The 23,625-nt window shown below is 42.7% G+C and carries 25 protein-coding genes and 1 tRNA gene; 16 read left to right on the forward strand and 10 right to left on the reverse strand.

The genetic code is table 11. The annotated features are described in order from the left end of the window. Window positions 1–25: 25 nt before the first annotated feature. The 5 genes from JS40_RS08185 to JS40_RS08205 form a co-directional block, all read right to left on the reverse strand. Window positions 26–523, reverse strand: a complete 498-nt coding sequence (locus JS40_RS08185) for a zinc ribbon domain-containing protein (RefSeq protein ID WP_152558158.1) — start codon at window positions 521–523, stop codon at window positions 26–28. A gap of 86 nt (window positions 524–609) precedes the next feature. After that, window positions 610–3,036, reverse strand: a complete 2,427-nt coding sequence (locus JS40_RS08190; RefSeq protein WP_034259769.1) for a ribonucleoside-diphosphate reductase subunit alpha — start codon at window positions 3,034–3,036, stop codon at window positions 610–612. 126 nt (window positions 3,037–3,162) lie between these two features. Then, window positions 3,163–4,140, reverse strand: a complete 978-nt coding sequence (locus JS40_RS08195; protein ID WP_034259772.1) for a ribonucleotide-diphosphate reductase subunit beta — start codon at window positions 4,138–4,140, stop codon at window positions 3,163–3,165. 423 nt (window positions 4,141–4,563) lie between these two features. Next, complete coding sequence (locus tag JS40_RS08200; protein ID WP_034259775.1) at window positions 4,564–5,166, reverse strand: hypothetical protein; 603 nt, start codon at window positions 5,164–5,166, stop codon at window positions 4,564–4,566. 147 nt (window positions 5,167–5,313) lie between these two features. After that, window positions 5,314–5,880 (reverse strand): DUF3109 family protein, encoded by a 567-nt coding sequence (locus tag JS40_RS08205; RefSeq protein ID WP_034262272.1) that lies wholly within the window; start codon window positions 5,878–5,880, stop codon window positions 5,314–5,316. 206 nt (window positions 5,881–6,086) lie between these two features. On the opposite strand from JS40_RS08205, the gene JS40_RS08210 reads away from it, so the two are divergent. Then, entirely contained in the window at window positions 6,087–6,671 is a 585-nt protein-coding gene (locus tag JS40_RS08210; RefSeq protein WP_034259778.1) for a MarC family protein, read from the forward strand. A 27-nt stretch (window positions 6,672–6,698) separates the two neighbouring features. Further along, a complete protein-coding gene (locus tag JS40_RS08215) occupies window positions 6,699–6,893 on the forward strand; it encodes a hypothetical protein (protein ID WP_034259780.1) in 195 nt (64 codons plus the stop codon). A gap of 2 nt (window positions 6,894–6,895) precedes the next feature. Here the strand turns inward: JS40_RS08215 and JS40_RS08220 are convergent, their stop codons facing one another. The 3 genes from JS40_RS08220 to JS40_RS08230 form a co-directional block, all read right to left on the reverse strand. Then, window positions 6,896–8,479, reverse strand: coding sequence for a S41 family peptidase (locus JS40_RS08220; RefSeq protein ID WP_034259782.1), 1,584 nt, complete (start codon window positions 8,477–8,479; stop codon window positions 6,896–6,898). A 3-nt stretch (window positions 8,480–8,482) separates the two neighbouring features. Beyond that, window positions 8,483–8,914 carry a deoxycytidylate deaminase gene (locus JS40_RS08225; RefSeq protein WP_034259785.1) on the reverse strand — a complete coding sequence of 144 codons (432 nt, stop codon included), beginning with the start codon at window positions 8,912–8,914 and terminating at the stop codon, window positions 8,483–8,485. A gap of 86 nt (window positions 8,915–9,000) precedes the next feature. Further along, window positions 9,001–9,579, reverse strand: coding sequence for a HupE/UreJ family protein (locus JS40_RS08230; protein WP_034259786.1), 579 nt, complete (start codon window positions 9,577–9,579; stop codon window positions 9,001–9,003). Window positions 9,580–9,673: 94 nt separating this feature from the next. Here JS40_RS08230 and JS40_RS08235 point away from each other — a divergent pair, with 94 nt between their 5' ends. Both JS40_RS08235 and JS40_RS08240 read left to right on the forward strand, forming a co-directional pair. Further along, a complete protein-coding gene (locus tag JS40_RS08235) occupies window positions 9,674–10,777 on the forward strand; it encodes a T9SS type A sorting domain-containing protein (RefSeq protein WP_160172962.1) in 1,104 nt (367 codons plus the stop codon). A 2-nt stretch (window positions 10,778–10,779) separates the two neighbouring features. After that, the gene (locus JS40_RS08240; protein WP_152558159.1) at window positions 10,780–11,478 is read left to right on the forward strand and encodes a T9SS type A sorting domain-containing protein; all 699 of its coding nucleotides are present in this window, start codon (window positions 10,780–10,782) and stop codon (window positions 11,476–11,478) included. 115 nt (window positions 11,479–11,593) lie between these two features. Here the strand turns inward: JS40_RS08240 and JS40_RS08245 are convergent, their stop codons facing one another. Both JS40_RS08245 and JS40_RS08250 read right to left on the reverse strand, forming a co-directional pair. Next, window positions 11,594–11,845, reverse strand: a complete 252-nt coding sequence (locus JS40_RS08245) for a GIY-YIG nuclease family protein (RefSeq protein WP_034259794.1) — start codon at window positions 11,843–11,845, stop codon at window positions 11,594–11,596. A 50-nt stretch (window positions 11,846–11,895) separates the two neighbouring features. Then, window positions 11,896–11,977 (reverse strand) — tRNA-Leu (locus JS40_RS08250). A gap of 149 nt (window positions 11,978–12,126) precedes the next feature. Between JS40_RS08250 and JS40_RS08255 the strand changes: the two genes are divergently transcribed. The 12 genes from JS40_RS08255 (at window position 12,127) to JS40_RS08310 (ending at window position 23,620) form a co-directional block, all read left to right on the forward strand. After that, complete coding sequence (locus tag JS40_RS08255) at window positions 12,127–13,068, forward strand: ribose-phosphate pyrophosphokinase (protein WP_034259795.1); 942 nt, start codon at window positions 12,127–12,129, stop codon at window positions 13,066–13,068. A 180-nt stretch (window positions 13,069–13,248) separates the two neighbouring features. Further along, window positions 13,249–13,908 carry a 50S ribosomal protein L25/general stress protein Ctc gene (locus JS40_RS08260; protein ID WP_034259797.1) on the forward strand — a complete coding sequence of 220 codons (660 nt, stop codon included), beginning with the start codon at window positions 13,249–13,251 and terminating at the stop codon, window positions 13,906–13,908. 82 nt (window positions 13,909–13,990) lie between these two features. Then, a complete protein-coding gene (gene pth, locus JS40_RS08265) occupies window positions 13,991–14,623 on the forward strand; it encodes an aminoacyl-tRNA hydrolase (RefSeq protein WP_034259798.1) in 633 nt (210 codons plus the stop codon). A 1-nt stretch (window position 14,624) separates the two neighbouring features. Continuing rightward, window positions 14,625–15,557: a bifunctional riboflavin kinase/FAD synthetase gene (locus JS40_RS08270; RefSeq protein WP_034259799.1), complete on the forward strand. Its 933-nt coding sequence runs from the start codon at window positions 14,625–14,627 to the stop codon at window positions 15,555–15,557. Then, on the forward strand, window positions 15,550–16,902 hold the full coding sequence (locus tag JS40_RS08275) for an HTTM domain-containing protein (RefSeq protein WP_034259801.1): 1,353 nt from the start codon (window positions 15,550–15,552) through the stop codon (window positions 16,900–16,902). Before JS40_RS08270 ends, JS40_RS08275 begins: the two co-directional genes overlap by 8 nt. Window positions 16,903–16,941: 39 nt before the next feature. Continuing rightward, the gene (gene serS, locus JS40_RS08280) at window positions 16,942–18,213 is read left to right on the forward strand and encodes a serine--tRNA ligase (RefSeq protein ID WP_034259802.1); all 1,272 of its coding nucleotides are present in this window, start codon (window positions 16,942–16,944) and stop codon (window positions 18,211–18,213) included. Between the two features lie 101 nt (window positions 18,214–18,314). Further along, window positions 18,315–20,099, forward strand: coding sequence for a tetratricopeptide repeat protein (locus JS40_RS08285; RefSeq protein WP_034259805.1), 1,785 nt, complete (start codon window positions 18,315–18,317; stop codon window positions 20,097–20,099). Between the two features lie 7 nt (window positions 20,100–20,106). Next, window positions 20,107–20,775, forward strand: coding sequence for a DUF6090 family protein (locus tag JS40_RS08290; RefSeq protein ID WP_034259806.1), 669 nt, complete (start codon window positions 20,107–20,109; stop codon window positions 20,773–20,775). Between the two features lie 23 nt (window positions 20,776–20,798). Further along, window positions 20,799–21,107 (forward strand): DUF4286 family protein, encoded by a 309-nt coding sequence (locus tag JS40_RS08295; RefSeq protein WP_034259808.1) that lies wholly within the window; start codon window positions 20,799–20,801, stop codon window positions 21,105–21,107. Beyond that, a complete protein-coding gene (gene rsmA, locus JS40_RS08300; protein ID WP_034259810.1) occupies window positions 21,107–21,901 on the forward strand; it encodes a 16S rRNA (adenine(1518)-N(6)/adenine(1519)-N(6))-dimethyltransferase RsmA in 795 nt (264 codons plus the stop codon). Before JS40_RS08295 ends, rsmA begins: the two co-directional genes overlap by 1 nt. After that, window positions 21,879–23,228, forward strand: a complete 1,350-nt coding sequence (gene mgtE / locus JS40_RS08305) for a magnesium transporter (RefSeq protein ID WP_034259812.1) — start codon at window positions 21,879–21,881, stop codon at window positions 23,226–23,228. Before rsmA ends, mgtE begins: the two co-directional genes overlap by 23 nt. Then, window positions 23,225–23,620, forward strand: a complete 396-nt coding sequence (locus tag JS40_RS08310; RefSeq protein WP_051957535.1) for an acyl-CoA thioesterase — start codon at window positions 23,225–23,227, stop codon at window positions 23,618–23,620. The genes mgtE and JS40_RS08310 overlap by 4 nt, the downstream gene beginning before the upstream one ends. Window positions 23,621–23,625: the final 5 nt, after the last annotated feature.

The following is a 23,625-nucleotide window of genomic DNA, read 5'->3' on the forward strand; positions in this document are numbered from 1 at the left end:
TACAACGGCTCTCCATGGATGGATCTTAAATATTTCGAAGTTGCATGGCAGAGTTGATCCCCTTAGCAAGGTACCCAATCACCAGAATTTTTATAATGATCCCTTTATAGATCGTAGACGGGTCCAGGATCGCATCGATCACCACAATGGTAAGAAAGACCAGCAATCCAAGAACTAGTGCAATGAGCGGCCGCTTTTGGGACCAATATCCTAGTGCGAGATAGATCACTGCTAAAATTCCCGTTGCGATCAAGGTCGCACTGTCTTCAAAGCGAAAAAAATAGATCAACCCCCAAAACAACGAAAGTCCGGCCACTACATACAAACTATTTCGTGCAGATTTGATACGTTTGGATGCATTTTGAGAGGTTTGATTCGCGATAACGCGTTTGGCATGAAAACCAGATCGCTGTGCTTCGGAGCCTCGCTCCGGGTAACCACAAGCGGTACAGAATACCTGCTTCTCGATTAATTGGGTGTCGCATTGAGAGCAATGTACTGCGGGGATCAAGATTTCTTCCATACGTAGCTTTAAAAAAGCTAATATAAAAGAATCCATAAAAAAAGGAAGGCGAAACGCCTTCCTTTTTATCATAAAACACTTAAAATTTAAGAACCACACATAAGACAATCATCGTCCTCATCGGCTGTACGAGATTTGGCTAACAATTCGCGTAATTCTTGGGGCGTAAGCGGTTGATTGGATGTCGCCGAAGTGGCATCCACCGCAGTGGTTGCGGCAACAGCTGCAACCGGTTCTTTTTTGGTTTCACTCTTAAGCGTAAACTTGATAGCATCCACCGCACTCTTTGTACGTAAATAATACATTCCTGTCTTTAGACCGCTCTTCCAAGCATAGAAATGCATGGAGGTAAGTTTTGCAAAGTTCGCATTCTCCATAAAGAGGTTGAGTGACTGTGACTGATCGATGAAATATCCTCTGTGACGGGACATGTCGATGATATCTTTCATACTCAATTCCCACACGGTCTTGTAGAGTTCTTTCAATTCCTGCGGAATGATATCTACGTCTTGTATGGAGCCATTGGCACGCATAATCTGTTCTTTGAGGTCCTCGTTCCACAATCCTAGTGACACCAGGTCTTCCAACAGGTGTTTGTTTACTACAATGAATTCTCCTGAAAGGACTCTTCGGGTGTAGATATTGGAGGTATAGGGCTCAAAGGCCTCATTATTACCGAGGATCTGAGAGGTTGATGCGGTTGGCATTGGCGCTACTAACAAAGAGTTACGCACGCCGTGCTTTTTCACATCTTTCCGAAGTTTTGCCCAGTCCCAGCGACCGCTTAGTTCTTCATCCTTAATTCCCCAAAGGTTGTGCTGAAACAATCCTTGAGAAATAGGTGAACCTTTATAGGTCTCGTAAGCACCATCTGTTTTGGCTTCTTCCATAGAAGCAGAAACAGCTGCAAAATAGAGTGTTTCAAAGATCTCCTGATTCAATTTTTTGGCTTCATCGCACGTAAAAGGAAGACGCAACATGATAAAGGTATCTGCCAATCCCTGTACTCCCAGGCCTACCGGACGGTGGCGGAAATTAGAGTTCTCTGCTTCCTTAACCGGGTAATAATTGCGATCGATAACGCGATTTAGGTTTTTGGTTACTCGTTTTGTCACCCGGAACAATTCTTTGTGGTCAAATTCTCCGTTCTTTACAAACATGGGTAGCGCAATGGATGCTAAGTTACATACCGCGACCTCATCCGGCGCGGTATACTCCATGATCTCTGTACATAAATTAGAGGAACGAATGGTTCCTAAATTCTTTTGGTTGCTCTTTCGGTTGGCGGCATCCTTATAAAGCATGTAGGGCGTTCCTGTCTCAATTTGAGACTCCATGATCTTTTCCCATAGCTCCCGTGCTTTAATGGTCTTACGCCCTTTGTTCTCTGCTTCATATTTGTGGTATAAAGCTTCAAACTCTTCGCCGTGACAATCGAACAATCCGGGGCATTCGTTTGGACACATCAAGGTCCACTCTCCGTCCTCCTGTACACGCTTCATAAACAAATCCGGGATCCACATGGCATAAAAGAGATCACGAGCACGCATTTCTTCTTTTCCATGATTTTTCTTTAGGTCCAAGAAGTCAAAAATATCGGCATGCCATGGCTCAACGTAGATGGCAAAAGAGCCTTTTCGTTTACCCCCTCCCTGATCTACGTAACGCGCGGTATCATTGAACACACGAAGCATAGGAACAATTCCGTTGGAAGTTCCATTGGTTCCGGAGATATAGGAACCGGTTGCACGGATGTTATGAATTGACAATCCAATTCCTCCGGCCGATTGTGAGATTTTGGCAGTCTGCTTCAGTGTGTCATAGATACCGTCAATGCTGTCATCCTTCATCGTTAATAGGAAGCAAGATGACATTTGTGGTTTTGGTGTACCACTATTGAATAAAGTAGGTGTTGCGTGTGTAAAGAATTTCTTGGACATGAGCTCATAGGTCTCCTTGACAGCGGCCAGGTCGTCAAGATGGATTCCAACAGAAACACGCATCAACATGTGTTGCGGACGCTCCACGATCTTCCCGTTTAATTTCAATAAATAAGATCGCTCCAATGTTTTGAAACCGAAGTAATCGTATCCAAAATCACGATTATAAATAATGGTGGAGTCCAATTCTTCGGCATTTTTCTTGATGACCTCGTAAACTTCATCGCTTAGCAATGGTGCATCCTTTCCGGTACGCGGATTTACATAGGTATAAAGGTCTGTCATCACCTCAGAGAACGATTTCTTGGTATTCTTGTGTAAGTTAGAGACAGAGATTCTAGCAGCAAGACGTGCATAGTCGGGGTGAGATGTGGTCATTGTGGCCGCTACTTCGGCTGCCAGATTATCCAGCTCACTTGTGGTTACCCCGTCGTACAAGCCTTCAATAACTCGCATTGAAATCTTTACCGGATCTACTAATTCATTTAGACCATAACACAGCTTTCGCACTCGTGCGGTGATCTTATCGAACATGATAGGTTCTTTGCGGCCGTCTCTTTTAATTACATTCATTCTGTTCTACTTTATGAGGTTACTTATTTTTTTTGAAAAAAGGTGCCGTGGTGAAGTTTATAAACAACACTCAATCAGCATTTTATGTCGAAAAGCCCGCTTCTTGGGGAGAAAGCGGATGCTCTTCTAAAAATCTGCGTCGAAACTTATTTTATTCGACTCTTTGTCCATGTTAGTGACGCCTGCTTTTTGATATTCAGATACTCGTTTCTCGAAGAAGTTCGTTTTTCCTTGTAACGATATCATATCCATAAAGTCGAATGGATTGGTGGCGTTGTATTCTTTTTCACATTCCAGCTCAACCAGAAGGCGGTCTGTTACGAACTCTAAATATTGGGTCATGAGCTTTGAGTTCATTCCAATAAGGCTGGCCGGTAGTGATTCGGTAATAAATTCTCGTTCAATGTTCAATGCATCGACGATGATCTCGCGGATGCGCTCCTTTGGCACTTTGTTGACCAAATGCTGATTGTGCAGATGCACGGCAAAGTCGCAGTGTACTCCTTCATCTCTAGAGATCAACTCGTTCGAGAAGGTCAAGCCGGGCATGAGGCCTCGTTTCTTCAACCAGAAAATAGAGCAGAAGGCTCCGCTAAAGAAGATCCCTTCCACAGCAGCAAAAGCGATAAGTCGCTCCGCAAAACTGGGGCTTTCGATCCATTTCAACGCCCAGTCTGCTTTCTTTTTGATGGCAGGGAAGTTCTCAATGGCATTAAACAATTGATCCTTTTCCTTATCGTCTTTAACGTAGGTGTCGATCAACAATGAATAGGTTTCACTGTGGATGTTTTCCATCATAATCTGGAACCCATAAAAGAACTTTGCTTCGCTGTATTGCACTTCATTCACAAAATTCTCTGCGAGATTCTCATTTACAATACCGTCGCTGGCTGCAAAAAAGGCAAGGATGTGTTTTATAAAATAGCGCTCATCGTCGTTTAGTTTCCCGGTCCAGTCGGTAAGATCTTGATGAAGATCGATTTCTTCCGCCGTCCAAAAACTAGCCTCCGATTTCTTATACCATTCCCAAATATCGTGATGTTGGATTGGAAAGATTACAAATCGATTCTTGTTTTCTTGTAAAATGGGTTCTACTGCGCTCATTGTCCTTCGTTTTAAATTTTTATTATTTCTGATTACTAGGGACTAACAAATATGAAAAATTTAAAAGGCAAAAAACCGAAAATGGGAGTTGGGTTTTCAACAAAGTTTTCAACACGGCTCTTTTACGAGTGTTACTATTGTTTTGTTAAAAACATGGCTTAAATCCCTCATTTATAGCTGTTTAATTTATCTTTCAATTGTTATGAACAATTTAAAAAATACTCGTTGAAAACCCTTATGGACTTCGATTATACAGGAGTTTACTAGCGGTTTTGAAAGGCAATTCCGTCGATTAATTTTCAACAAAATATAAACACTTCATTTTTTCAAATTTAACATTCCGGACGTCAATTTTGAATTTTTGAATTAAAAAACCGCTCCTAAAAAATTTCAGGAACGGCCGGTTTTATTATTTCATAATATCTATCCCAGATCGTTGGCATCCAATTCGTCGATCGCTTCCCAGGTCGCTTCAATATCCATGTTCGTTCCAGTAGCTTTCATGTAGAACCGATCCTCTTTAAAAAATTCTATTACTGATCGATTGTTGTTCTTGTGGTATTCTTCAATGGCCTTTACGCCCTTTTTCTTTACTGTTCGGCGTGTTTTGTACTCATCTTCTTCCTCAAAATCTTGAGAGGCGAAGGCCATTCGCATGGCGGCCGTCATGGCTGCTCCCATTTGTCCGGCGCCGTCGATCACTTCGATCTTAAACGTTTTGGACTTATCCTCATTGCCATAGGTAGCTTCAATACTTGCAATCTGAGCCATGCCCATTTGACCGGCCTTGTAGGCGGTGCGTTTCATCCCGTTGATCTCCTCCGGTAACCATGCTTTCAATTCGTCGTTTGTGAGCGGTTCCTGTTGCTGAAGTTCTTGTATATCCTCCTGCATATTGCTCATTTCTTGTACGGCTTTTGTGGTTGTAGTAACACTCTCCTTTGTCTCCTTGATCTTTTTAGAAACCGGATTGTCACAGGCAAATCCTATAGAAGCCACAGTAATTAATACGAGTAATTTTTTCATAATTTGATGCATTGGTTAGTAATCGATTAACATCAAACTAAGGTACTAATAATCAGATTGCTAACCAATACCCGTTCGGGTGATTTCTAAAAAATGTTGAGAATAGGCTTGAAGAAGCCTTCCGAAGCAAGTACGTAAAGAGACGGATTACGCCATTTTTTGAGCCACCTTCTCCAGTTCAGCATACCAATGCGTTCCAAATTTGCGGATCAAGGCGTCTTTTACAAATTTATAGACCGGTACTTTGAGCTCTTTCCCAAGTACGCACGCATCATTGCAAATAGGCCATTTGTGATAGTTCACAGCAGCAAATTCGCTATACTGCTGAACGCGCACAGGATACAGATGACACGAAATTGGTTTTCTAAAATCGATCGCACCGGCGTTATAGGCATCTTCAATACCACAACTTGCGGTACCTGTGGGCGTAAAAGTGACATAGGCACATTCCTTCCCCCCGACCAAGGGGGTTTCCAACTCTTCGTTCGCACTTACAATATGTGTTCCTTGTTCCGAAATCGCAGCAATTCCTTCGGGACGCAGAAAGGGTTTTACCTTTGGGTAGATCTCTTCCAGTATGGCCACTTCTGCTTCGGTAACAGGGGCTCCCGCTTCTCCTTCGATACAGCAGGCTCCCTTGCATGCCGTGAGATTGCAGACAAAGTCCTTTTCTATAAGGTCTTCGGAAATGATTGTTTTACCTAGCTGAAACATCCGGCAAAGATACTTTTTATAGCGCATCCAAAGCATATCCTCCCGAAGAAAAAAAGCTGCCACCACTGAAGTTTCAGAAGTGGAAAGACGACTTTTCTCCGCTATCACTTCGGCAACATGCGACAGCGCAATTTAAAAATTGCTTTCTTCCCTGTCAAAAGCCCGCAGAGAATCACTAATTTTACGCCTAAATTGAAAGGTTCTCCATGAATTTAAATTTTAAGGAAATAGCGACGGCCACCATGGTCCTTTTTGCAGTCATCGACATCATTGGCAGCATCCCCATTATCATCAATTTACGTGAAAAAGCGGGTCATATTAATTCCGGAAAGGCATCCATAATCGCAGCGATCCTGATGACGCTTTTTCTATTTCTGGGGGAAAGCATTTTAAAACTTATTGGGATCAACGTAAACGAATTTGCGGTTGCAGGGGCTCTCATCCTCTTCTTTATTGCGCTGGAAATGATCTTGGGTATTACCTTGTTCAAGGACGAAGAACACACCAGTCCCGATCTGGCTTCCATTTTCCCATTGGCATTTCCACTTCTGGCCGGACCCGGGAGTTTGACCACGTTGTTATCCTTACGGGCAGAATACCAGACCGAGAACATCATTGTAGCAATTATTGTAAATATTGTGGTTATCTTTATCGTGCTCAAGACATCGGCACGAATTCAGCGCTTTTTAGGAAAGAATGGAATTGCCGTGATACAAAAGGTCTTTGGGGTGATCCTCTTGGCCATTGCAGTAAAATTATTTACCTCGAACATTCAAGAGTTGTTCAACTAATCATGGGGTGTTCAAAACCGAAGTACTATGAAAATCTTTAGTTATATCCTTATCGCGATCGCCATTGGTCTTATTATTTTCAACCTCACTAAGATCGACTACAGTGCTCCCTTTGAAGGTGACAGCAGTGTGGCAGTGATTAGCGTGTTAGCTGCGGCTTGTGCCATCTTGCTTATATTGATCCTGCGTACGTCACAACGTATCGCAAAAAAGAAGAAATAGGATTAACGCGCCTCTAGCTCCAGTACCTTTGAGATCATAAAATCGCCTTCATTGAGAATGTACTCATAAGCATTAGGGCCAAAAAGTTGTTGTGCTATGTTTGCTTTAAGCGCTTTTTTGAGTTCTTCGGAATATTTCCCCATATCGATCTGTGCTTCGCTGAAACGAGAATACGCAATAAAGTCCTGAGCCAATTGATCCTCCACTTGATATGAATTCACAAAATCCTTGAAGGTCATCTTACCAAAGATCTTTCGGTTCTGCTCTAAAAATTCGAAGATAAAATAGCTCATAAATCCGCTGCGGGATAAATACTGTAGGGTTTCGTTCTCCACACTGGTGTCTTTGGGGACAAAGATATCCGGGATTATCCCGCCGCCGCCATAGACTACTTTTCCCTTAGGAGTCACATAGCGAAGGGAATCTGCCACCTTAATACTATCCGCACTAATCAGCTCCCCGTTGCGGTATCGCTTTTCGTAATCTTTGTAATACGCATCATTTCCATTCCCATAGGGTTTTTGAATGGAACGACCTGTAGGTGTATAGTACCGCGCAATGGTGAGACGCACCGCACTGCCATCACCAAGCGACATTTCACGTTGAACTAAGCCTTTACCAAAAGAACGTCTGCCAATAATCGTCCCTTTGTCGTTATCTTGTAAAGCTCCGGCCACGATCTCACTCGCCGAAGCAGAATTCTCGTTAATGAGAACGTACAACTTCCCTTTCTCAAAATCCCCGCGACGTGTTGCAAAGGTATGATTCTCTTCGCCGCTTTTGTTACGAGTAATAAGAATAAGCTTGTCGTCTTCCAGGAATTCATCCACGATCCGTTCGGCGGTGGAAATATAGCCTCCGGGGTTATTCCGCAGATCCAACACCAGGCGGGATGCACCGTTGTCTTTTAATTCTGAAAGAGCCTTCTTGAACTCATTATAGGTCGTTTCAGAAAAACGATTGATCTTGATATAGCCTAAATTATCGGTTAGCATATATGCCGCATCGACACTTACCAAAGGGACTTCCTTTCGCTTTACTTTTATATCCAGTAACTTGGGTTTTCCCGCCCGGTACACCTTTAGATTGACCTTGGTGTTAATCTCACCTTTTAAATATGCAGAAATGCTATCTCTGTTCAAACTATCTCCGAACATCTTTTTCCCATCGGCGTAAAGGATGCGATCTCCTCCCTTGATCCCGGCTTTCGCTGCCGGCCCTCCTTCGATGGCTCTAATTACCGCGATAGAATCCTTATAGGTATAAAAACTTATGCCTATGCCTACGAATTTTCCGCGCATGTCATCGGCGTTGTCGGCATAATCATCCCGTGGGATATAGACCGAATGCGGATCGAGATTTTCCAAGATCCCGTTCACTGTGACATCTACAATACTATCGGTATTTACCTGATCCACATATTCGTAGTCGATATAATCGATGAGACGGTTAAGCTTGTCTTTTTTTGAATTGGTAGCAAATATCTTTTCGGTGGTATCGTTAAAGTTGAGTTTAGAGCCAATAAAGACGCCTGCGGCTACTGCCGCACCAATCAATAAAGGAAGATATTTTCTATCGAAGCCCATAGGCTAACTATTTAGATCTGTGATGTGCGTTATACTAACGCCTGCTTTCTCTAAAAATTTCACGCCGGAATTATCCTTGTACTCCTGAAAATAAACCAGCCGCTTAATTCCTGCCTGGTGGATTAATTTGCTGCATTCCTTACACGGAGACATGGTAATATACAATGTTGCTCCATTACAGGATTGGGTAGATGAAGCTACTTTAGAGATCGCGTTCGCTTCAGCATGGAGCACATACCATTTTGTATACCCTTCTTCATCTTCGCAAAAATTCTCAAAACCGGTGGGTGTTCCATTGTATCCATCGCTAATAATCATCTTATCCTTAACAATAAGTGCGCCAACTTGTTTCCGAAGACAATAAGACAACTTACTCCATTCCTGTGCCATTCGAAGATAGGCAACATCGTACTTGTGCTGTTTTTTGGGAGCCATATTAAATAATAAGTAGCGAAATTAAGCCGAAGTTACAGCCTATCAAAAATTCTGGCTGTTAAATGTTTATAAAAGTTTGTTGTGTGTTAGAAGATCCAGTTTTCGATAAGCATTGGAATGATCATTCCAATCACTATGGAAGATACTACCAATACCCAGTCCCGCTTATTAAACCGGAATAACATTTGAAAAATAAACGCCAGGATCAATACAATTATAACCACAATTATTTGAGCCGCTTCCACGCCTAATGCAAATTCCAATAATGGGAGTATGTCATTGTCCGCATTGATCATTTTGTAATACGAAGCAAATCCAAATCCGTGAATAAGTCCGAAGAACACGGTTGCAATGTAGAAGAGACCCAGTTTTTCTGCTCGCTTTTCTTTCCCTGCTGTAAATAAATTGAATAAGGCCGTTACCAGTATCGTTACCGGGATAAGAAATTCGATCCAGCGTGTTGAGACACTCACCACGTTGTAATTGGCCATAAGGAGTGAAATGGTATGACCTATGGTAAATAAGGTGACCAGTAACAATAACCGTTTCCAGGAATTGAATGTATAAGCCGCGCAAAGCACGATCAAAAATAGGATATGGTCGTAGGCCTTCCAGTCGAGAACGTGTTCTAAGCCCAGTTTAAAATATAACCAGAAATCGGACATGGAGTTTTGGGGGTGTTAGATTTCGTCAAATATATGCAATATGTGAGAATTTTCATATCTTTAAACGAACTCCCCGGTTTTAATTTTTATGCCTATGAAAAAACTGTTACTTTTCATACTCGGGATGGGGTGTACTTTCCAGAGTTTTTCGCAAGACCCCAACCTCTATGGCACATGGTATATGTTTGCAACAGTAGGAGACTTAGGGCCTTTTTGGTATATAAATCATGAAGACTTTGGTGGTAATAATCCTTACTTCATTTTAAATACAGACCTTAGTTATGAGGGTGCTGTTAATTGTAATTCATATTCGGGACAATATGAGGAAGGCAGTGGTAATCCACATTTTATTCCTGTTTCCTTTACACGAACCAATTTTGACTGTGGAACTCCTACGCAAAATAATAATGAGGACTTTTTTTTCGGTGTCATTAGTGGTGAATATAGCTATGAAGGAATAGTAAGTTATTGGCTTTACACAGATCCTAATGATAATGAATTTTTGGAATTAGATTTTGCCCCCGGATTTGGTCTTGTATTTCAGCGTGAACCATTCCTGTCAGAAGGTACTGTTCCTGGCACATGGTACTTAAGAAATTATTATAATGATATGGAGGAGAGTTTAAATATTTTAGAGATTGAACCTCCTATTGATCCAACCTTGGTGATTATGCCCAATTATGAGTTCACAGCCCAAGCAGCCTGTAATACATTTAGTGGAACTTTTATAGAAGATACAACCAACGGGGGGTATTACATTGATAATTTTTCTAAGACCAATAACGATTGTTCGCACGCGGACCACATAACATTCGAAGAAGATTATGAAAAAGTACTTGCCGAAAGTGGTAATTTGTTCTTTACCGCATACGACACTACGACCGAAAGAGCTTTTCTAAATACAACCAATACCGCCGCAGGATATATGAATTTTCAAAATTCACCTGTTCTGGGGGTTAAAGACCATAATGAGATTACATTCTCCCTTTATCCAAATCCTGCGGGGGATGAACTTATTATTGCTGCCACGGGAATACTTATAGAATCCATCTCAATCTATTCCATGATTGGGCAGAAAATGGTTGATTTAAAAGCTGAGTCAAACCGTGTTGACATTTCAAGTCTATCGCCGGGGGTATACTTTATAGAAATAGCTGCTTCAAGTGGAAAAGCTATTCAAAAATTTATAAAAGAGTAGATTTGAAAAATTGTTTTTCTCTTTTTGTAGCAATGTGCTTAAGCCTTCAATGCATTGCCCAGGATGCGGAGCTTTACGACACTTGGTATCTTAAATCATACAGCTATGATCTTGGTGATACTTTTTATGTAGAAGATGTAAGCCCGCGTATTAATCCTACTTTAGTGATTGACTCCAATCTAAATTTTACAGGTATCGTTTGTAATGAGTACGGAGGTTTTTTTAGTTACAACAGTTCCAATGACAAATTGGTATTGGACTTTTTTGATATTTGCCTATGTGGCACCTGCACCAATCCTCCGGCCTCCCATGTGACTCTGGAAGATGATTATTTCGGTTATTTTTGGGAAGGTGCGGCTTATACGTACGAGGCTTATAACGATGGTTCCGGAGTTAAAAATTTATTGCTTTACAGTGCACCCGGCTTTGAGTTGTGGTTTACCAATGCTCCGCTCTCAATACCCGATAATCAAAAGAAAACCTTCACGTTGTATCCCAATCCGGCGACGGAATCACTTTTTATTACTTCGGAAGGGGAAGCGATCGAATCGCTTTCGGTGTATGCCGTTTCGGGAAAGAAAGTAATGGAGTTTACTGAAAATACAAGCGTGCTGGATGTTTCAGCACTTTCGGAAGGATTGTACTTTTTGGAGATGGTTACTGCTATAGGAAGAGATCTTCAGAAATTTATTAAAAAATAAAAAGTGCCTCTTTTTACAAGAAGCACTTTTTGTACTCGAGGTGGGAATCGAACCTGCCTGCCAAGGCACGACAGGCAGGCCCACACTCTCGAAAGAACTGGATTTTGAATCCAGGTTATTTATTTAGTGATTCCCTCATTTGGCGAAGCTGCCTTTTGCCTGTTCCAGACTTCCAATACTTTTCACGTGTTCTGGCATCGATCCTATTATCTATACTTTCAGAATAAAGAAGAATATATGGTAGGTATGGCTTTGTAGTCTTTTTCTTGCCATCGTTGTGCTGTTGAACCCGACGTTCAAGATTATCAGTCATTCCAACATAGATATAGTTTCTGCACAAACTTGAAATAGCATAAACAAAAAACATATACGGGTATTTAGAAAAATCCCCAAACGAACAATCGTAAGGGGATTTTGTACTCGAGGTGGGAATCGAACCCACACGACCGAAGTCACTGGATTTTGAATCCAGCGCGTCTACCAATTCCGCCACTCGAGCATAGGACCGCAACGCAGTCTCCGAAAGAAACGGATGGCAAAAATAAACAATAAATTGTAATTTGTTAGTAATTCTTTCTATCATTTTTTTTGAAAGCATTGCTATTCATTTACATTTGCAGTTCACCAACCGCTATCTCATTCAACGCTATGCCAACGCAAACTCCGGAACCCAAGATTTTCGCCTGTAAACAAAGTCAAGTACTCGCAGAGTCCATCGCCAAAGCCTTTGGAACTCCTCTGGGAAATGTGATCACTTCGCATTACAGCGATGGCGAATTCCAACCGTCATTCGAGGAGTCGGTGCGCGGAAGCAGGGTTTTTATTATTGGTTCTACGCATCCCAACAGCGATCATCTTATGGAAATGCTCTTGATGCTGGATGCGGCCAAACGTTCGTCTGCAAGACATATTACTGCCGTATTGCCCTACTTTGGATGGGCACGTCAAGATAGAAAAGATAAACCCAGAGTGCCTATTGCAGCGAAGTTGGTTGCCAAAATGCTGGAAGCGGCAGGAGCGACACGAATCATCACCATGGACCTTCACGCCGATCAAATCCAAGGGTTTTTTGAAAAACCCGTGGACCACTTGTTCGCCTCCACCATCTTTTTGCCTTATCTCAAAAAATTAAACTTGGACAATCTCACCATCGCTTCTCCCGACATGGGCGGATCCAAACGTGCCTATGCATATTCCAAAGCTTTGGAAAGTGATGTGGTGATCTGTTATAAACAACGTGAAAAGGCCAATGTGATCTCTCATATGGAACTTATTGGGGATGTGGAAGGCAAGAACGTGGTCTTGGTAGACGACATGGTAGATACTGCCGGAACACTTACTAAAGCAGCCGACCTGATGATGGAACGCGGCGCTTTGAGTGTACGCGCGATCTGTACACATCCCATTCTGTCCGGCAGTGCGTACGATCGACTGGAGAAATCGAAACTGGAAGAACTCATTGTTACCGATTCTATCCCATTACGACAAGAAAGTAAAAAAATTCGGGTACTGAGTTGTGCAAATCTTTTTGCCGACGTCATGTTGAGCGTCCATACCAATCAGTCGATCAGTTCTAAGTTCTTGATGTAGCCGTGTATAAGCAGACTGATCGAAAAAGCGAAAGACCCGGGAATGGCTTTGTCACAAGGCATAACGTGTAAAGCGAAGCCCTGCATTTTCTTTTAGAATTTTTCTTTACTCTTATTTATTAAATCCCTACATTTGCACCCCTTTTAAACGGGAAAACACATTTATAACTAATATTTTACAATGAAATCAATTACAATTAACGGATCTCAAAGAGAAAGCGTGGGCAAGGCATCGACCAAAGCCTTACGTAATGCTGGAAAGGTTCCTTGCGTAGTATACGGAGGGGATAAGCCTATTCACTTTTCAGCAGATGAACTGGCATTTAGACACTTAGTGTACACCCCCGATGTACATACAGTTGTAATTGCCTTAGAAGATGGAACTAAAGTGAACGCCATTCTTCAAGACATTCAATTCCACCCGGTAAATGACCGAATCCTTCACATGGACTTCTACCAAATCTACGACGATAAAGAAGTGATGATGGAGATTCCTGTTCGTATTGTGGGTAATTCCCGTGGTGTACGAAATGGTGGTGTATTGCGCGTAGTAACACGTAAGTTGCGCATCAAGGCTTTGCCTGAAAACTTACCGGATTTTATCGAAGCCGATATTACAGAAATGAAGATTGGCGCAAAAATGTATGTTACTGCGGTACAGACAGACGATTATAAGATCTTACACCCGGACAACACGGTTATCTGCCAGATTAGAACTTCTAGAACAGCTATTGCGGATCTTGAAGAGGAAGAAACCGATGAAGAAGGAGAAGAAGGAGAAACTGAAGCAGGAGATGTTCCGGCAACTGAAACAGACGACGTAGCAGCTGTTAAGGAATAACTTTCTTATCTTGAATATAAATGAAAAGCATCTCGTGGAATCGGGATGCTTTTTTTATTTTTACTGAAGTTAAACAATTGCTATGTTTGCTTTTTTAAAGAAACTTTTTGCAACCAAAAAAGATCATCCTTACACCGAAGGCGACCCTATGAAGAAATTTCTTATTGCAGGATTGGGAAACATTGGTCCTAAATACGAAAACACACGTCACAATATTGGTTTCAAGATGTTGGATCACCTGGCCGCACGAGAATCCCTTACGTGGGAAACGGCACGTCTTGGAGACGTTACCACCCACAAAAAGAAGGGACGCTCCTTTCTTCTTTTAAAGCCGAATACCTATATGAACCTTAGCGGGAAAGCTGTGGCTTACTGGCTGGAAAAAGAAAAAATACCCCTGGAGCATCTGTTGGTCATTACAGACGATCTCAATCTGCCTTTCGGCACCATTCGCATTAAAACCAAAGGAAGTGATGGCGGGCATAACGGGCTAAAAGATATTCAAAATACACTTCAAACCACCCAATACAACCGGTTTCGTTTTGGAATTAGTGACGAATTTTCCAAAGGAAGGCAAGTCGATTATGTCTTGGGAACGTGGGACGAACAAGAACTGCAGCAACTACCAGAGCGTCTGGAAAAAGGCTGCGACGTGATCGAATCCTTTGGATTGGCCGGAATTTCACTTACTATGAACACTTTTAACGGAAAATGATTTGAAAGAATATTCTTCAGCAGCAGCATTTACCAACGAGCGTCAAACCGTGGTGACCATTGGAACGTTTGACGGTGTTCACATTGGCCACAAGGCTATCTTACAGCGGTTGGTCGCTACCGCCAGGAAAGAAGATCTGGATTCGGTATTGCTTACCTTTTTCCCGCATCCCCGAATGGTGCTGCAAACCGATACCAACCTTCAGCTTATCAATACCATTTCTGAAAAAAAAGAATTGCTCCAACAAACTGGTCTTGATCACCTTGTGATCCATCCTTTTACGCACGCCTTTTCGCGACTTACTGCGGTTGAATATGTTCGGGATATTCTGGTCAACAAATTAAAAGCCAAAAAGATCATTATTGGATACGACCATCGTTTTGGCCGAAATCGAACTGCGACCATCGAAGATCTGCGCGACTTCGGAAAAACGTATCATTTTGAGGTCGAAGAAATCAGTGCCCAGGAATTGGACGAAGTAGCAGTGAGTTCTACCAAAATAAGAAAGGCACTACTTGCCGGGGATATCACTACGGCAAATAACTTTTTAGGATATCCCTTTATGCTTACGGGAAGCGTGATACGCGGAAAACGAATAGGAAGAACCTTAACCTATCCTACGGCAAATCTTGAAATTCCTGAAAATTATAAGCTCATCCCTAAAAACGGAGTATATGTGGTTCGATCGAACATTGACGGAATCACTGTTCATGGTATAACCAGCATCGGGACAAATCCTACGGTGGGAGGCACCGAAACAACTATTGAAACCTATTTTCTGGACCTTGACAAAGATCTTTATAACAGACCCTTGCGTATTGAATTCTTAACGCATATTCGCGATGAAGCGCATTTTAAGGATGTCGACCGCCTGAAGCAGGCTATAGAAAAGGACGAGCAATTTGCACGTAGCTATTTGGAGGAACATGAATAAATGGTTGTTCAAACATATTGACAATACCGGACTCGTCCTCTTTCGGGTAATATTTGGTTTCTTGATCACTGTTGAAGCCTTTGGCGCCATTGCCACAGGCTGGGTTCGCCGCACCCTGGTCGAACCGGAATTCACTTTCAATTTTATAGGTTTCGATTTCCTGCAACCCCTGCCCGGCCCCGGCATGTATTACTACTTTGCGCTCATGGGAGTGTTTGGGGTGATGGTAACCTTAGGATATAAGTATCGATACAGTATGGCGGCTTATGCCCTCATGTGGACCTGCGTCTATCTTATGCAAAAGACCTCCTACAACAACCATTATTATCTTATGATGTTGCTGTGCTGGATCATGGTATTCCTTCCGGCACATCGTTGGTTCTCCTTAGATGCTAAACAAAATACCGATCTAAGATCGCCGTCTATGCCAAGATGGGTATTGTGGTTCCTCATTCTTCAAGTCTGGATCGTTTACACGTATGCATCGGTTGCAAAATGGTACCCGGATTGGTTAAATGCTTCGGTGCCGGCCCTTTTTATGAAAGGCAAAAGCGATTATTGGCTTATTGGTGGTCTGCTTCAGGAAAACTGGGTACACTGGTCGATCGCTTATGTTGGTATATTATTCGACCTTCTTATCGTTCCGCTAATGTTGTGGAAGCGCACCCGCTTACTTGGTTTTATTATATCGATCTTCTTTCATCTTTTCAATTCATTCGTATTTCAGATCGGCATCTTTCCTTATATGTCGATCGCCTTTGCACTTTTTTTCTTTTCTCCTGAAATACTTCAGAAGCGATTCTTACCCAAAAAAACACCCTATACAAAAGGGGAGATCATTGTTCCGAAGCATAAAAAACTCCTAATCGGTGTGCTTTCAGTCTATTTTATGGTACAAATGGCACTACCACTGCGACATTGGTTCTTCAAAGATGATGTCCTTTGGACCGAGGAAGGGCACCGCCTTAGCTGGCGTATGATGCTGCGCAGTAAAAGCGGAAGTCTCTCAGTATGGACCGTGGACAAGGAGACCGGAAAACGGGTTCGCTATCCGCATCACACACTTTTATCAAAAAAACAATTGCGGGCCGTCCAGTCCAAACCCGATCTGCTTTGGCAATTGGCACAACGCATTGAGCAAAAAGAAGCCGCCGCCGGAAGAGATGTAGAGGTCTATATGGATGCGCGTATACGGGTAAACGGGGGCGCCTATTTTGCCCTAATTGAACCTACTGTAGATCTCGCTGCAGAGAAATGGTACCATTTTAAACATCACGACTGGATCCTCCCTTCACCTAAAAACTATATGGAGCGGGAATATGATAAAAAGTCTAGCGATAAATAAGCCTATTTCCGTAAATTTGCTGCCCTAAAAGCACCACACATGTTACAGGTACAAGAGATTCGGGAACACAAAGAAGCATATATCGCAGCGCTTGCCAAACGAGGCGTTGCCGCCGAAGACCTTTTTGAGAAAGTGTTGAAAGCCGATGAAGAACGACGCAATACACAACTTCAATTGGATGAAACCTTGGCACAGTCCAATACCTTTTCAAAAGAGATCGGAAAACTCTATCAAAGTGGAGAGACCCAGAAAGCAAATCTGTTAAAGCAGAAAACAACACAGCTTAAGGAAGCGTCTAAAGAGCTTACCGATAAACTTACAGCGGCTTCCGATCGCCTGCAACAGCTATTGTACACTATTCCAAATATTCCCAACGAACTCGTACCGGCAGGAACCGATGAGAACGACAATGAAGAGGTATTTCGGGAGGGCGATATCCCTACTCTGGACAGCGAAGCACTCCCACATTGGGAACTGGCAAAAAAATACGACCTTATCGATTTTGAACTAGGTGTGAAGATAACAGGTGCGGGATTTCCGGTCTACAAAGGGAAGGGCGCACGCCTGCAGCGTGCTTTGATCGCCTATTTCCTCGATAAGAATACTGCCGCCGGCTATACCGAATATCAAGTACCCCATTTGGTGAATGAAGCTTCCGGTTTTGGTACAGGCCAATTGCCCGATAAAGAAGGCCAAATGTATCATGTAGGAATCGACGACCTCTATCTTATTCCTACAGCAGAAGTGCCCGTAACCAATATGTTTAGGGGCGATCTTCTAGCTCACAATGTTCTGCCTATCACGTGCACGGGCTATACGCCTTGTTTCCGAAGAGAAGCGGGAAGTTATGGCGCACACGTTCGCGGCCTAAACAGACTGCATCAATTCGATAAGGTGGAGATCGTTCGTATCGAACACCCCGATGCGAGTTATGCTGCCCTGGACGGCATGGTGGAACACGTAAAAGAGATCCTGCGCGAACTGGAACTGCCCTACCGCATCCTTCGTTTGTGTGGGGGCGACTTGGGCTTCATATCTGCGCTTACCTATGACTTTGAAGTCTTTTCCACTGCGCAAGACCGATGGCTGGAGATCTCATCGGTTTCCAACTTTGAGACCTTTCAGGCCAATCGCCTGAAGCTTCGATTCAAAGATACCGATGGTCAAAATAAGTTGGTCCATACACTTAACGGAAGTGCGTTGGCATTGCCGCGTGTGCTGGCCGGTATCCTGGAGAACTACCAGACACCTTCCGGAATCAAGATTCCTAAAGTATTGGTGCCTTATTGCGGGTTTGATACAATCGACTAAACTTTCTTCGGAAGATGTGTTGCAGTAGTTCTTGGATTTAAGAAAAACTACGGCTTTATTTTTGCTATACATTTCAGAAAGCAAATCGTTATATTTACCGAATGCGATATCTCATCACATGTTTCCTTTTTTTAACTTTTGCGGCAAGTTTTGCTCAAAATGAGCTGCTTGCTAAAAATTACTTCGAGCAGGGGGAATACGAAAAGGCCTTATCCTTATACCAAAAACTGTACGAGCAAAATCCGGGTCGTATGGACTACTTCATGGCATTGGTACAATCGAACCAGCAAATGGAACGTTTTTCTGAAGCTGCTCAACTCATCACCGACCGCTTGAACCGGCGCAACGTGAACCCTGTGTTCTTTGTAGAATTAGGCTATAATTTTTCCTTGCAAAACAACGAAACCGAGGCCAATGAGAATTATGCGAAAGCCGTTCAATATGCTAAGGAAAATCCTAATTACTCCTACACCATTGGTGATGCCTTCTCCCGGCACAGTCTTCTGGACGAGGCCGTGACGGTCTACGAAGAAGCTATGGCCCAAGACCCTACCAAGGATTTCAATGCGCAATTGGCACGTATCTATGGCGAACAAGGGAATTTAGCGCAAATGTTCTCCAAATATCTGGATCTTATGATAAGTAATCCGGCGTACAGAGCGGTGGCCCAACGCAATTTTAGTTTGTATATCAATGAGGATCCTCTTAACGAAGCCAACGAGATATTGCGCAAGACATTGCTTCAGAAGTCACAACAGCAGCCGGAGATCATTTACAATCAGTTGTTGAGTTGGTTGTTCATTCAGCAAAAAGAATTCAAAAAAGCCTTTACGCAGGAAAAAGCGATCTACAAACGACAAGGCGAAGAAAGTTTGAATGGTATTATTGACGTGGCACTGATTGCTATTTCTGAAGAAGATTACGAAAATGCAAGAGCTATGGTGGATTTTGTTATTGAGAATGCCGCCACCGCCGAAGCAAAATTACAAGGACATCAATTTCTCATGAAAATTGAGCTTGCCACTGCCAAACCTGAAGACTACGCCAGTGTTGCCTCCAAATTCGAGCAATTATTCGACACCTATGGTCGCGGACCACAAACCTATTTACTTCAAATTGAGTACAATCATTTTTTAGCATTTAAGGTTGGTAAAAAAGAAACAGCCATTACCAATTTAAAAGAATTGATCGCACAACGATTGACCGCCTATCAAGAGGCACGGGTAAAAATGGAATTGGCGGATATCTTGGTTTTTGATGAAAAGTTCAATCAAGCGCTCATCTACTATTCACAAATTCAGAAAAAGATAAACAGCGATGTCTTGGCGCAGGAAGCCCGCTTTAAAGTAGCCCGAACCAGTTATTTCAAAGGAGATTTTGAATGGGCGCAGGTGCAGCTGGACGTATTGAAGAAATCAGCCTCACAACTTATTGCAAATGATGCCATGCAACTAAGTTTGATGATTCGGGACAATACGCTGGAAGACTCTACACAAACTGCCTTGAAGAAATATGCGCGGGCAGATCTGCTGGCCCTTCAGAATAAAAATGAAGATGCTATCACCGTTCTGGAGGATATCCTTGTAAATCACAAGGGAGAGAAGATCGAAGATGAAGCCCTGTTGAAACAGGGAGAACTGTATGAACGCACGAATCAATTCTCTAAAGCCGAAGCGAATTACCTAAAGCTTATTGAATTTTATGCAGATGATATCCTGGCAGACGACGCTCATTTCAGGCTTGCTAAATTATATGAAACAAACTTGCAACTCCCGGAGAAGGCAAAGGAATTCTACGAACAGATCATCTTCAATTTTGCAGATAGCATCTTTTTTGTGGAAGCACGTAAAAAATTCCGAACGTTACGAGGGGACGCTATAAATTAAACCTACGATGCGGGGAACAAAAAAAATCGACTGGCTCAATCATTTCCTGGAATTTATCGTGGTGATTGTGGGAATTTTGATCGCTTTTCAACTCAACACCTGTTCCGAAGAAAAGAAAGAACAGCTTCTTATAGATCGACATGTAGAAAACGTGGTGCAAGAAGCACGTTTTAACAGGGAAAATATTGAACAGACAATTAAAGCATCGGAACGATTAAGTGAAAATATCGATTCTCTGATCGCTTTGATTGGTAATAAGGGCGATTTAAGGTCTATTAATGACTTAGGGTTGCGTGTATTGAGCTATAACAATGCATATTACAAAAAAACCGCCTATAATACTATGGTCACCTCGGGGGATATCCGTTTTTTTGAAAATCTTGAACTGCGAGATGCGATCATTAGTCTATACGAGTACTATGCCTGGGCCGAAGGAATCGATAAGGCATCACTAGAGAATTATTCCAACTACTATTATCCCTATGTCGCAGAACATTTTGATCTTATTGCCGGGTCACCACAGGATATTTCGGTTTATGATAATAAATCGTACTTGAATATTCTTGCGACCTATAATTATATGATGAAGAATCGCATCGCCAAACAGAAAGAGATACTGGAGAAGACCAACGAGTTTTTAGAATCCTATACTCCAAGAGCCAATCCCGTGAATTGAGCCACTTAAAAAGTTTATTTACTATGTATATCTATAATGTCACCATAAATATTGATGAAGCAGTTCATAAGAAATGGCTTCATTGGATGCAGACCGAACACATACCTGCCATGCTGAAGACAGGGAAGTTCAGTAAAGCACTCATGTCTCGTGTTCAAATAGAGGAAGAAATGGGCGGGATGACCTATTCGGTGCAGTATACAACAGACAGTAAAGCTACCCTGGAAAAGTACTATGCCGAAGATGCCGAAACCCTTAGGGCACAAGGCAAACCCTTTGAAGGCTCCTTTGTAGCATTTAGAACCGAACTGGAAATCATTAGCGAGCACTAATGGAAAAGAACGTAAGGGCCAAAAAACATCTGGGACAACATTTTTTGAAAGATGAAACCATCGCCAAAAAGATTGGTAACACGCTTCATTTAAACGGTTATACCAATGTCCTGGAGATTGGGCCGGGAATGGGAGTGCTTACCAAATACCTTATTGAAAGAAATATTGAAGTGATCGCTATGGACCTTGACAGCGAGTCCGTAGCCTATTTGGAAGCACATTTTAAAGAACCCAATATCACTATCATAGAAGCCGACTTTCTAAAAACGGATCTTTCGTCTCTTTTTAGTGGTGCGCCCTTTGGGATCACGGGAAACTTTCCTTACAATATTTCAACCCAGATCGTTTTCAAAACCTTAGAGCATCGACATCGTATCCCGGAATTTTCTGGAATGTTCCAAAAAGAAGTAGCCCAGCGTATCTGTGCCAAAGAAGGCAATAAGGTCTATGGGATCCTGTCGGTTCTAACACAGGCTTTCTACGATGCCGAATACCTCTTTACCGTTCCTCCCGGTGTCTTTCAACCACCGCCCAAGGTAGATAGTGGCGTACTCCGGCTGGTTCGAAAGGATAACTACACCTTGGCTTGTAACGAACAACTGTTCTTTACCGTTGTTAAAATCGCCTTTCAGCAGCGCCGGAAAACCCTTCGTAATAGCTTAAAATCCTTCCAACTCTCCAATAAATTGAAAGAAGATGCTATCTTTGGACAACGCCCCGAACAACTCACGGTAGCGCAATTTATTGAACTCACCCAAAAACTGGAAAAGGATGCAATTTCAAATAACAGCTGACTTTATCGCAAAAATTGAGCAGCTCATTGCTCAAAAGGATGGCAATGCCTTACGCGAGCTGTTACAAGAATTTCACTTTGCGGACATCGCCGAACTTCTGGAAGAACTGGGAAGTGATGATGCTACCTATATTATAAAATTACTTGAGAGCGAGCTTACTTCCGAAGCATTGATGGAACTGGACGATGATGTTAGGGAAAAGATCTTAGATCGTCTCTCCCCTTCAGAAATCGCCCAGGAACTCGAAGAGCTGGATACCGATGATGCTGCCGATATCATCGCAGAACTTGACGAGGATATCCAAAAAGAAGTCATTAGGAAGATAGAAGACGAAGAACATGCTGCCGATATTGTCGAACTTCTTAACTACGACGAAGATACTGCCGGAGCCTTAATGGCAAAAGAACTTGTTCAAGTAAAAGAGACATGGACGGTTGCCGGATGTGTTCGGGAAATGCGGCGACAAGCCGAGAATGTCACCAGAGTTCATTCTATTTACGTGACCAACAAAGAAGGAAAACTTACAGGCAGGCTTTCATTAAAAGACCTGCTCACTGCCGGAGAGAAGACCAAGATCAGCGAAGTGTTTATCCCAAAGGTCGATTATGTAACCGTACACACCGATAACGAAGAAGTGGCGCGTATCATGCAAAAATACGACTTGGAAGCGATTCCTGTAGTAGATGAGGACGGTATTCTGGTTGGTAGAATCACGATTGACGATATCGTCGATTTCATCAAGGATGAAGCCGAAAAGGATTATCAGCTGGCAGCAGGTATCTCTCAGGATGTTGAAGCAGACGACAGTGTGTGGGAACTAACCCGCGCACGCCTTCCATGGTTGGTCTTAGGTCTTTTCGGGGGCTTGGGCAGTGTCTACATCATGCAAGGCTTTGAAGAGGCATTGGAACGCTTTCCCATCCTTTTCTTTTTTACACCACTCATTGCGGCGATGGCCGGAAATGTAGGTGTGCAGTCCAGCGCGATCATCGTACAAGGTTTGGCCAACGACAATGTTAAGGGAAGTCTGTTCAACAGGCTTATCAAGGAAGTAGGACTGGCGCTCATCAACGGAACAGCATTAGGGCTGTTGGTCATTGGTTTTGGATTCATAGTGGGCCAAGATCAATTGGTAAGCATTACCATTGCCATTTCCATGCTATCGGTGATTATAGTTGCCGCTCTTGTAGGAACTTTCGTGCCAATCATCCTAGACCGCAGAGGGGTCGATCCAGCTATTGCCACCGGTCCGTTTATTACAACCAGTAATGATATCTTCGGAATTTTCCTGTTCTTTTACATCTCTAAAGTAGTGCTCGGATTTTGAAGTCGGAAATGTTTTCGCATCGGTTTACGGTTCCTGCCGCGGCCATTGATGCCATGGGGCACGTAAACAATGTGACTTATTTACAGTGGTGTCTCGATGCGGCTGAAGCACATTGGACCTCAAAAACTACCGAAGCAATGCGCAATCAGTATGTTTGGGTAGTTCTTAATCATTTTATCTCCTACAAAGCCCCTTCGTTCGAAGGAGAAGAACTGGAAATCAACACCTGGGTCGAGACGAATGATGGTGCCAAAAGTGAACGTCATTATAGGATCGTTCGGCCAAAAGATAAGACTACCATCGTGGAGGCCAAAACCCTATGGTGCCTGTTAGAGGGAAAAACCCATCGTCCTATTAAAATCCCCGAAGAAATTATTACCTTGTTTACGTAAATTCA

The organism is Altibacter lentus (assembly GCF_000746845.1).
In the GTDB taxonomy this organism is placed as follows: Bacteria; Bacteroidota; Bacteroidia; order Flavobacteriales; family Flavobacteriaceae; genus Altibacter; species Altibacter lentus.

Bases quoted from the DNA above. Each gene is read 5' to 3' on its own strand.
- JS40_RS08205 (WP_034262272.1), bottom strand. From the start codon at position 5,880: ATGTTTCAGCTAGGTAAAACAATCATTTCCGAAGACCTTATAGAAAAG.
- JS40_RS08230 (WP_034259786.1), bottom strand. From the start codon at position 9,579: ATGTCCGATTTCTGGTTATATTTTAAACTGGGCTTAGAACACGTTCTC.
- JS40_RS08215 (WP_034259780.1), top strand. From the start codon at position 6,699: ATGAAAATCTTTAGTTATATCCTTATCGCGATCGCCATTGGTCTTATT.
- rsmA (WP_034259810.1), top strand. From the start codon at position 21,107: ATGGAAAAGAACGTAAGGGCCAAAAAACATCTGGGACAACATTTTTTG.
- JS40_RS08190 (WP_034259769.1), bottom strand. From the start codon at position 3,036: ATGAATGTAATTAAAAGAGACGGCCGCAAAGAACCTATCATGTTCGAT.
- JS40_RS08245 (WP_034259794.1), bottom strand. From the start codon at position 11,845: ATGTTTTTTGTTTATGCTATTTCAAGTTTGTGCAGAAACTATATCTAT.
- serS (WP_034259802.1), top strand. From the start codon at position 16,942: ATGTTACAGGTACAAGAGATTCGGGAACACAAAGAAGCATATATCGCA.
- mgtE (WP_034259812.1), top strand. From the start codon at position 21,879: ATGCAATTTCAAATAACAGCTGACTTTATCGCAAAAATTGAGCAGCTC.
- JS40_RS08290 (WP_034259806.1), top strand. From the start codon at position 20,107: ATGCGGGGAACAAAAAAAATCGACTGGCTCAATCATTTCCTGGAATTT.
- JS40_RS08225 (WP_034259785.1), bottom strand. From the start codon at position 8,914: ATGGCTCCCAAAAAACAGCACAAGTACGATGTTGCCTATCTTCGAATG.
- JS40_RS08235 (WP_160172962.1), top strand. From the start codon at position 9,674: ATGAAAAAACTGTTACTTTTCATACTCGGGATGGGGTGTACTTTCCAG.
- JS40_RS08255 (WP_034259795.1), top strand. From the start codon at position 12,127: ATGCCAACGCAAACTCCGGAACCCAAGATTTTCGCCTGTAAACAAAGT.
- pth (WP_034259798.1), top strand. From the start codon at position 13,991: ATGTTTGCTTTTTTAAAGAAACTTTTTGCAACCAAAAAAGATCATCCT.
- JS40_RS08220 (WP_034259782.1), bottom strand. From the start codon at position 8,479: ATGGGCTTCGATAGAAAATATCTTCCTTTATTGATTGGTGCGGCAGTA.
- JS40_RS08210 (WP_034259778.1), top strand. From the start codon at position 6,087: ATGAATTTAAATTTTAAGGAAATAGCGACGGCCACCATGGTCCTTTTT.
- JS40_RS08185 (WP_152558158.1), bottom strand. From the start codon at position 523: ATGGAAGAAATCTTGATCCCCGCAGTACATTGCTCTCAATGCGACACC.
- JS40_RS08285 (WP_034259805.1), top strand. From the start codon at position 18,315: ATGCGATATCTCATCACATGTTTCCTTTTTTTAACTTTTGCGGCAAGT.
- JS40_RS08260 (WP_034259797.1), top strand. From the start codon at position 13,249: ATGAAATCAATTACAATTAACGGATCTCAAAGAGAAAGCGTGGGCAAG.
- JS40_RS08200 (WP_034259775.1), bottom strand. From the start codon at position 5,166: ATGAAAAAATTACTCGTATTAATTACTGTGGCTTCTATAGGATTTGCC.
- JS40_RS08295 (WP_034259808.1), top strand. From the start codon at position 20,799: ATGTATATCTATAATGTCACCATAAATATTGATGAAGCAGTTCATAAG.
- JS40_RS08195 (WP_034259772.1), bottom strand. From the start codon at position 4,140: ATGAGCGCAGTAGAACCCATTTTACAAGAAAACAAGAATCGATTTGTA.
- JS40_RS08275 (WP_034259801.1), top strand. From the start codon at position 15,550: ATGAATAAATGGTTGTTCAAACATATTGACAATACCGGACTCGTCCTC.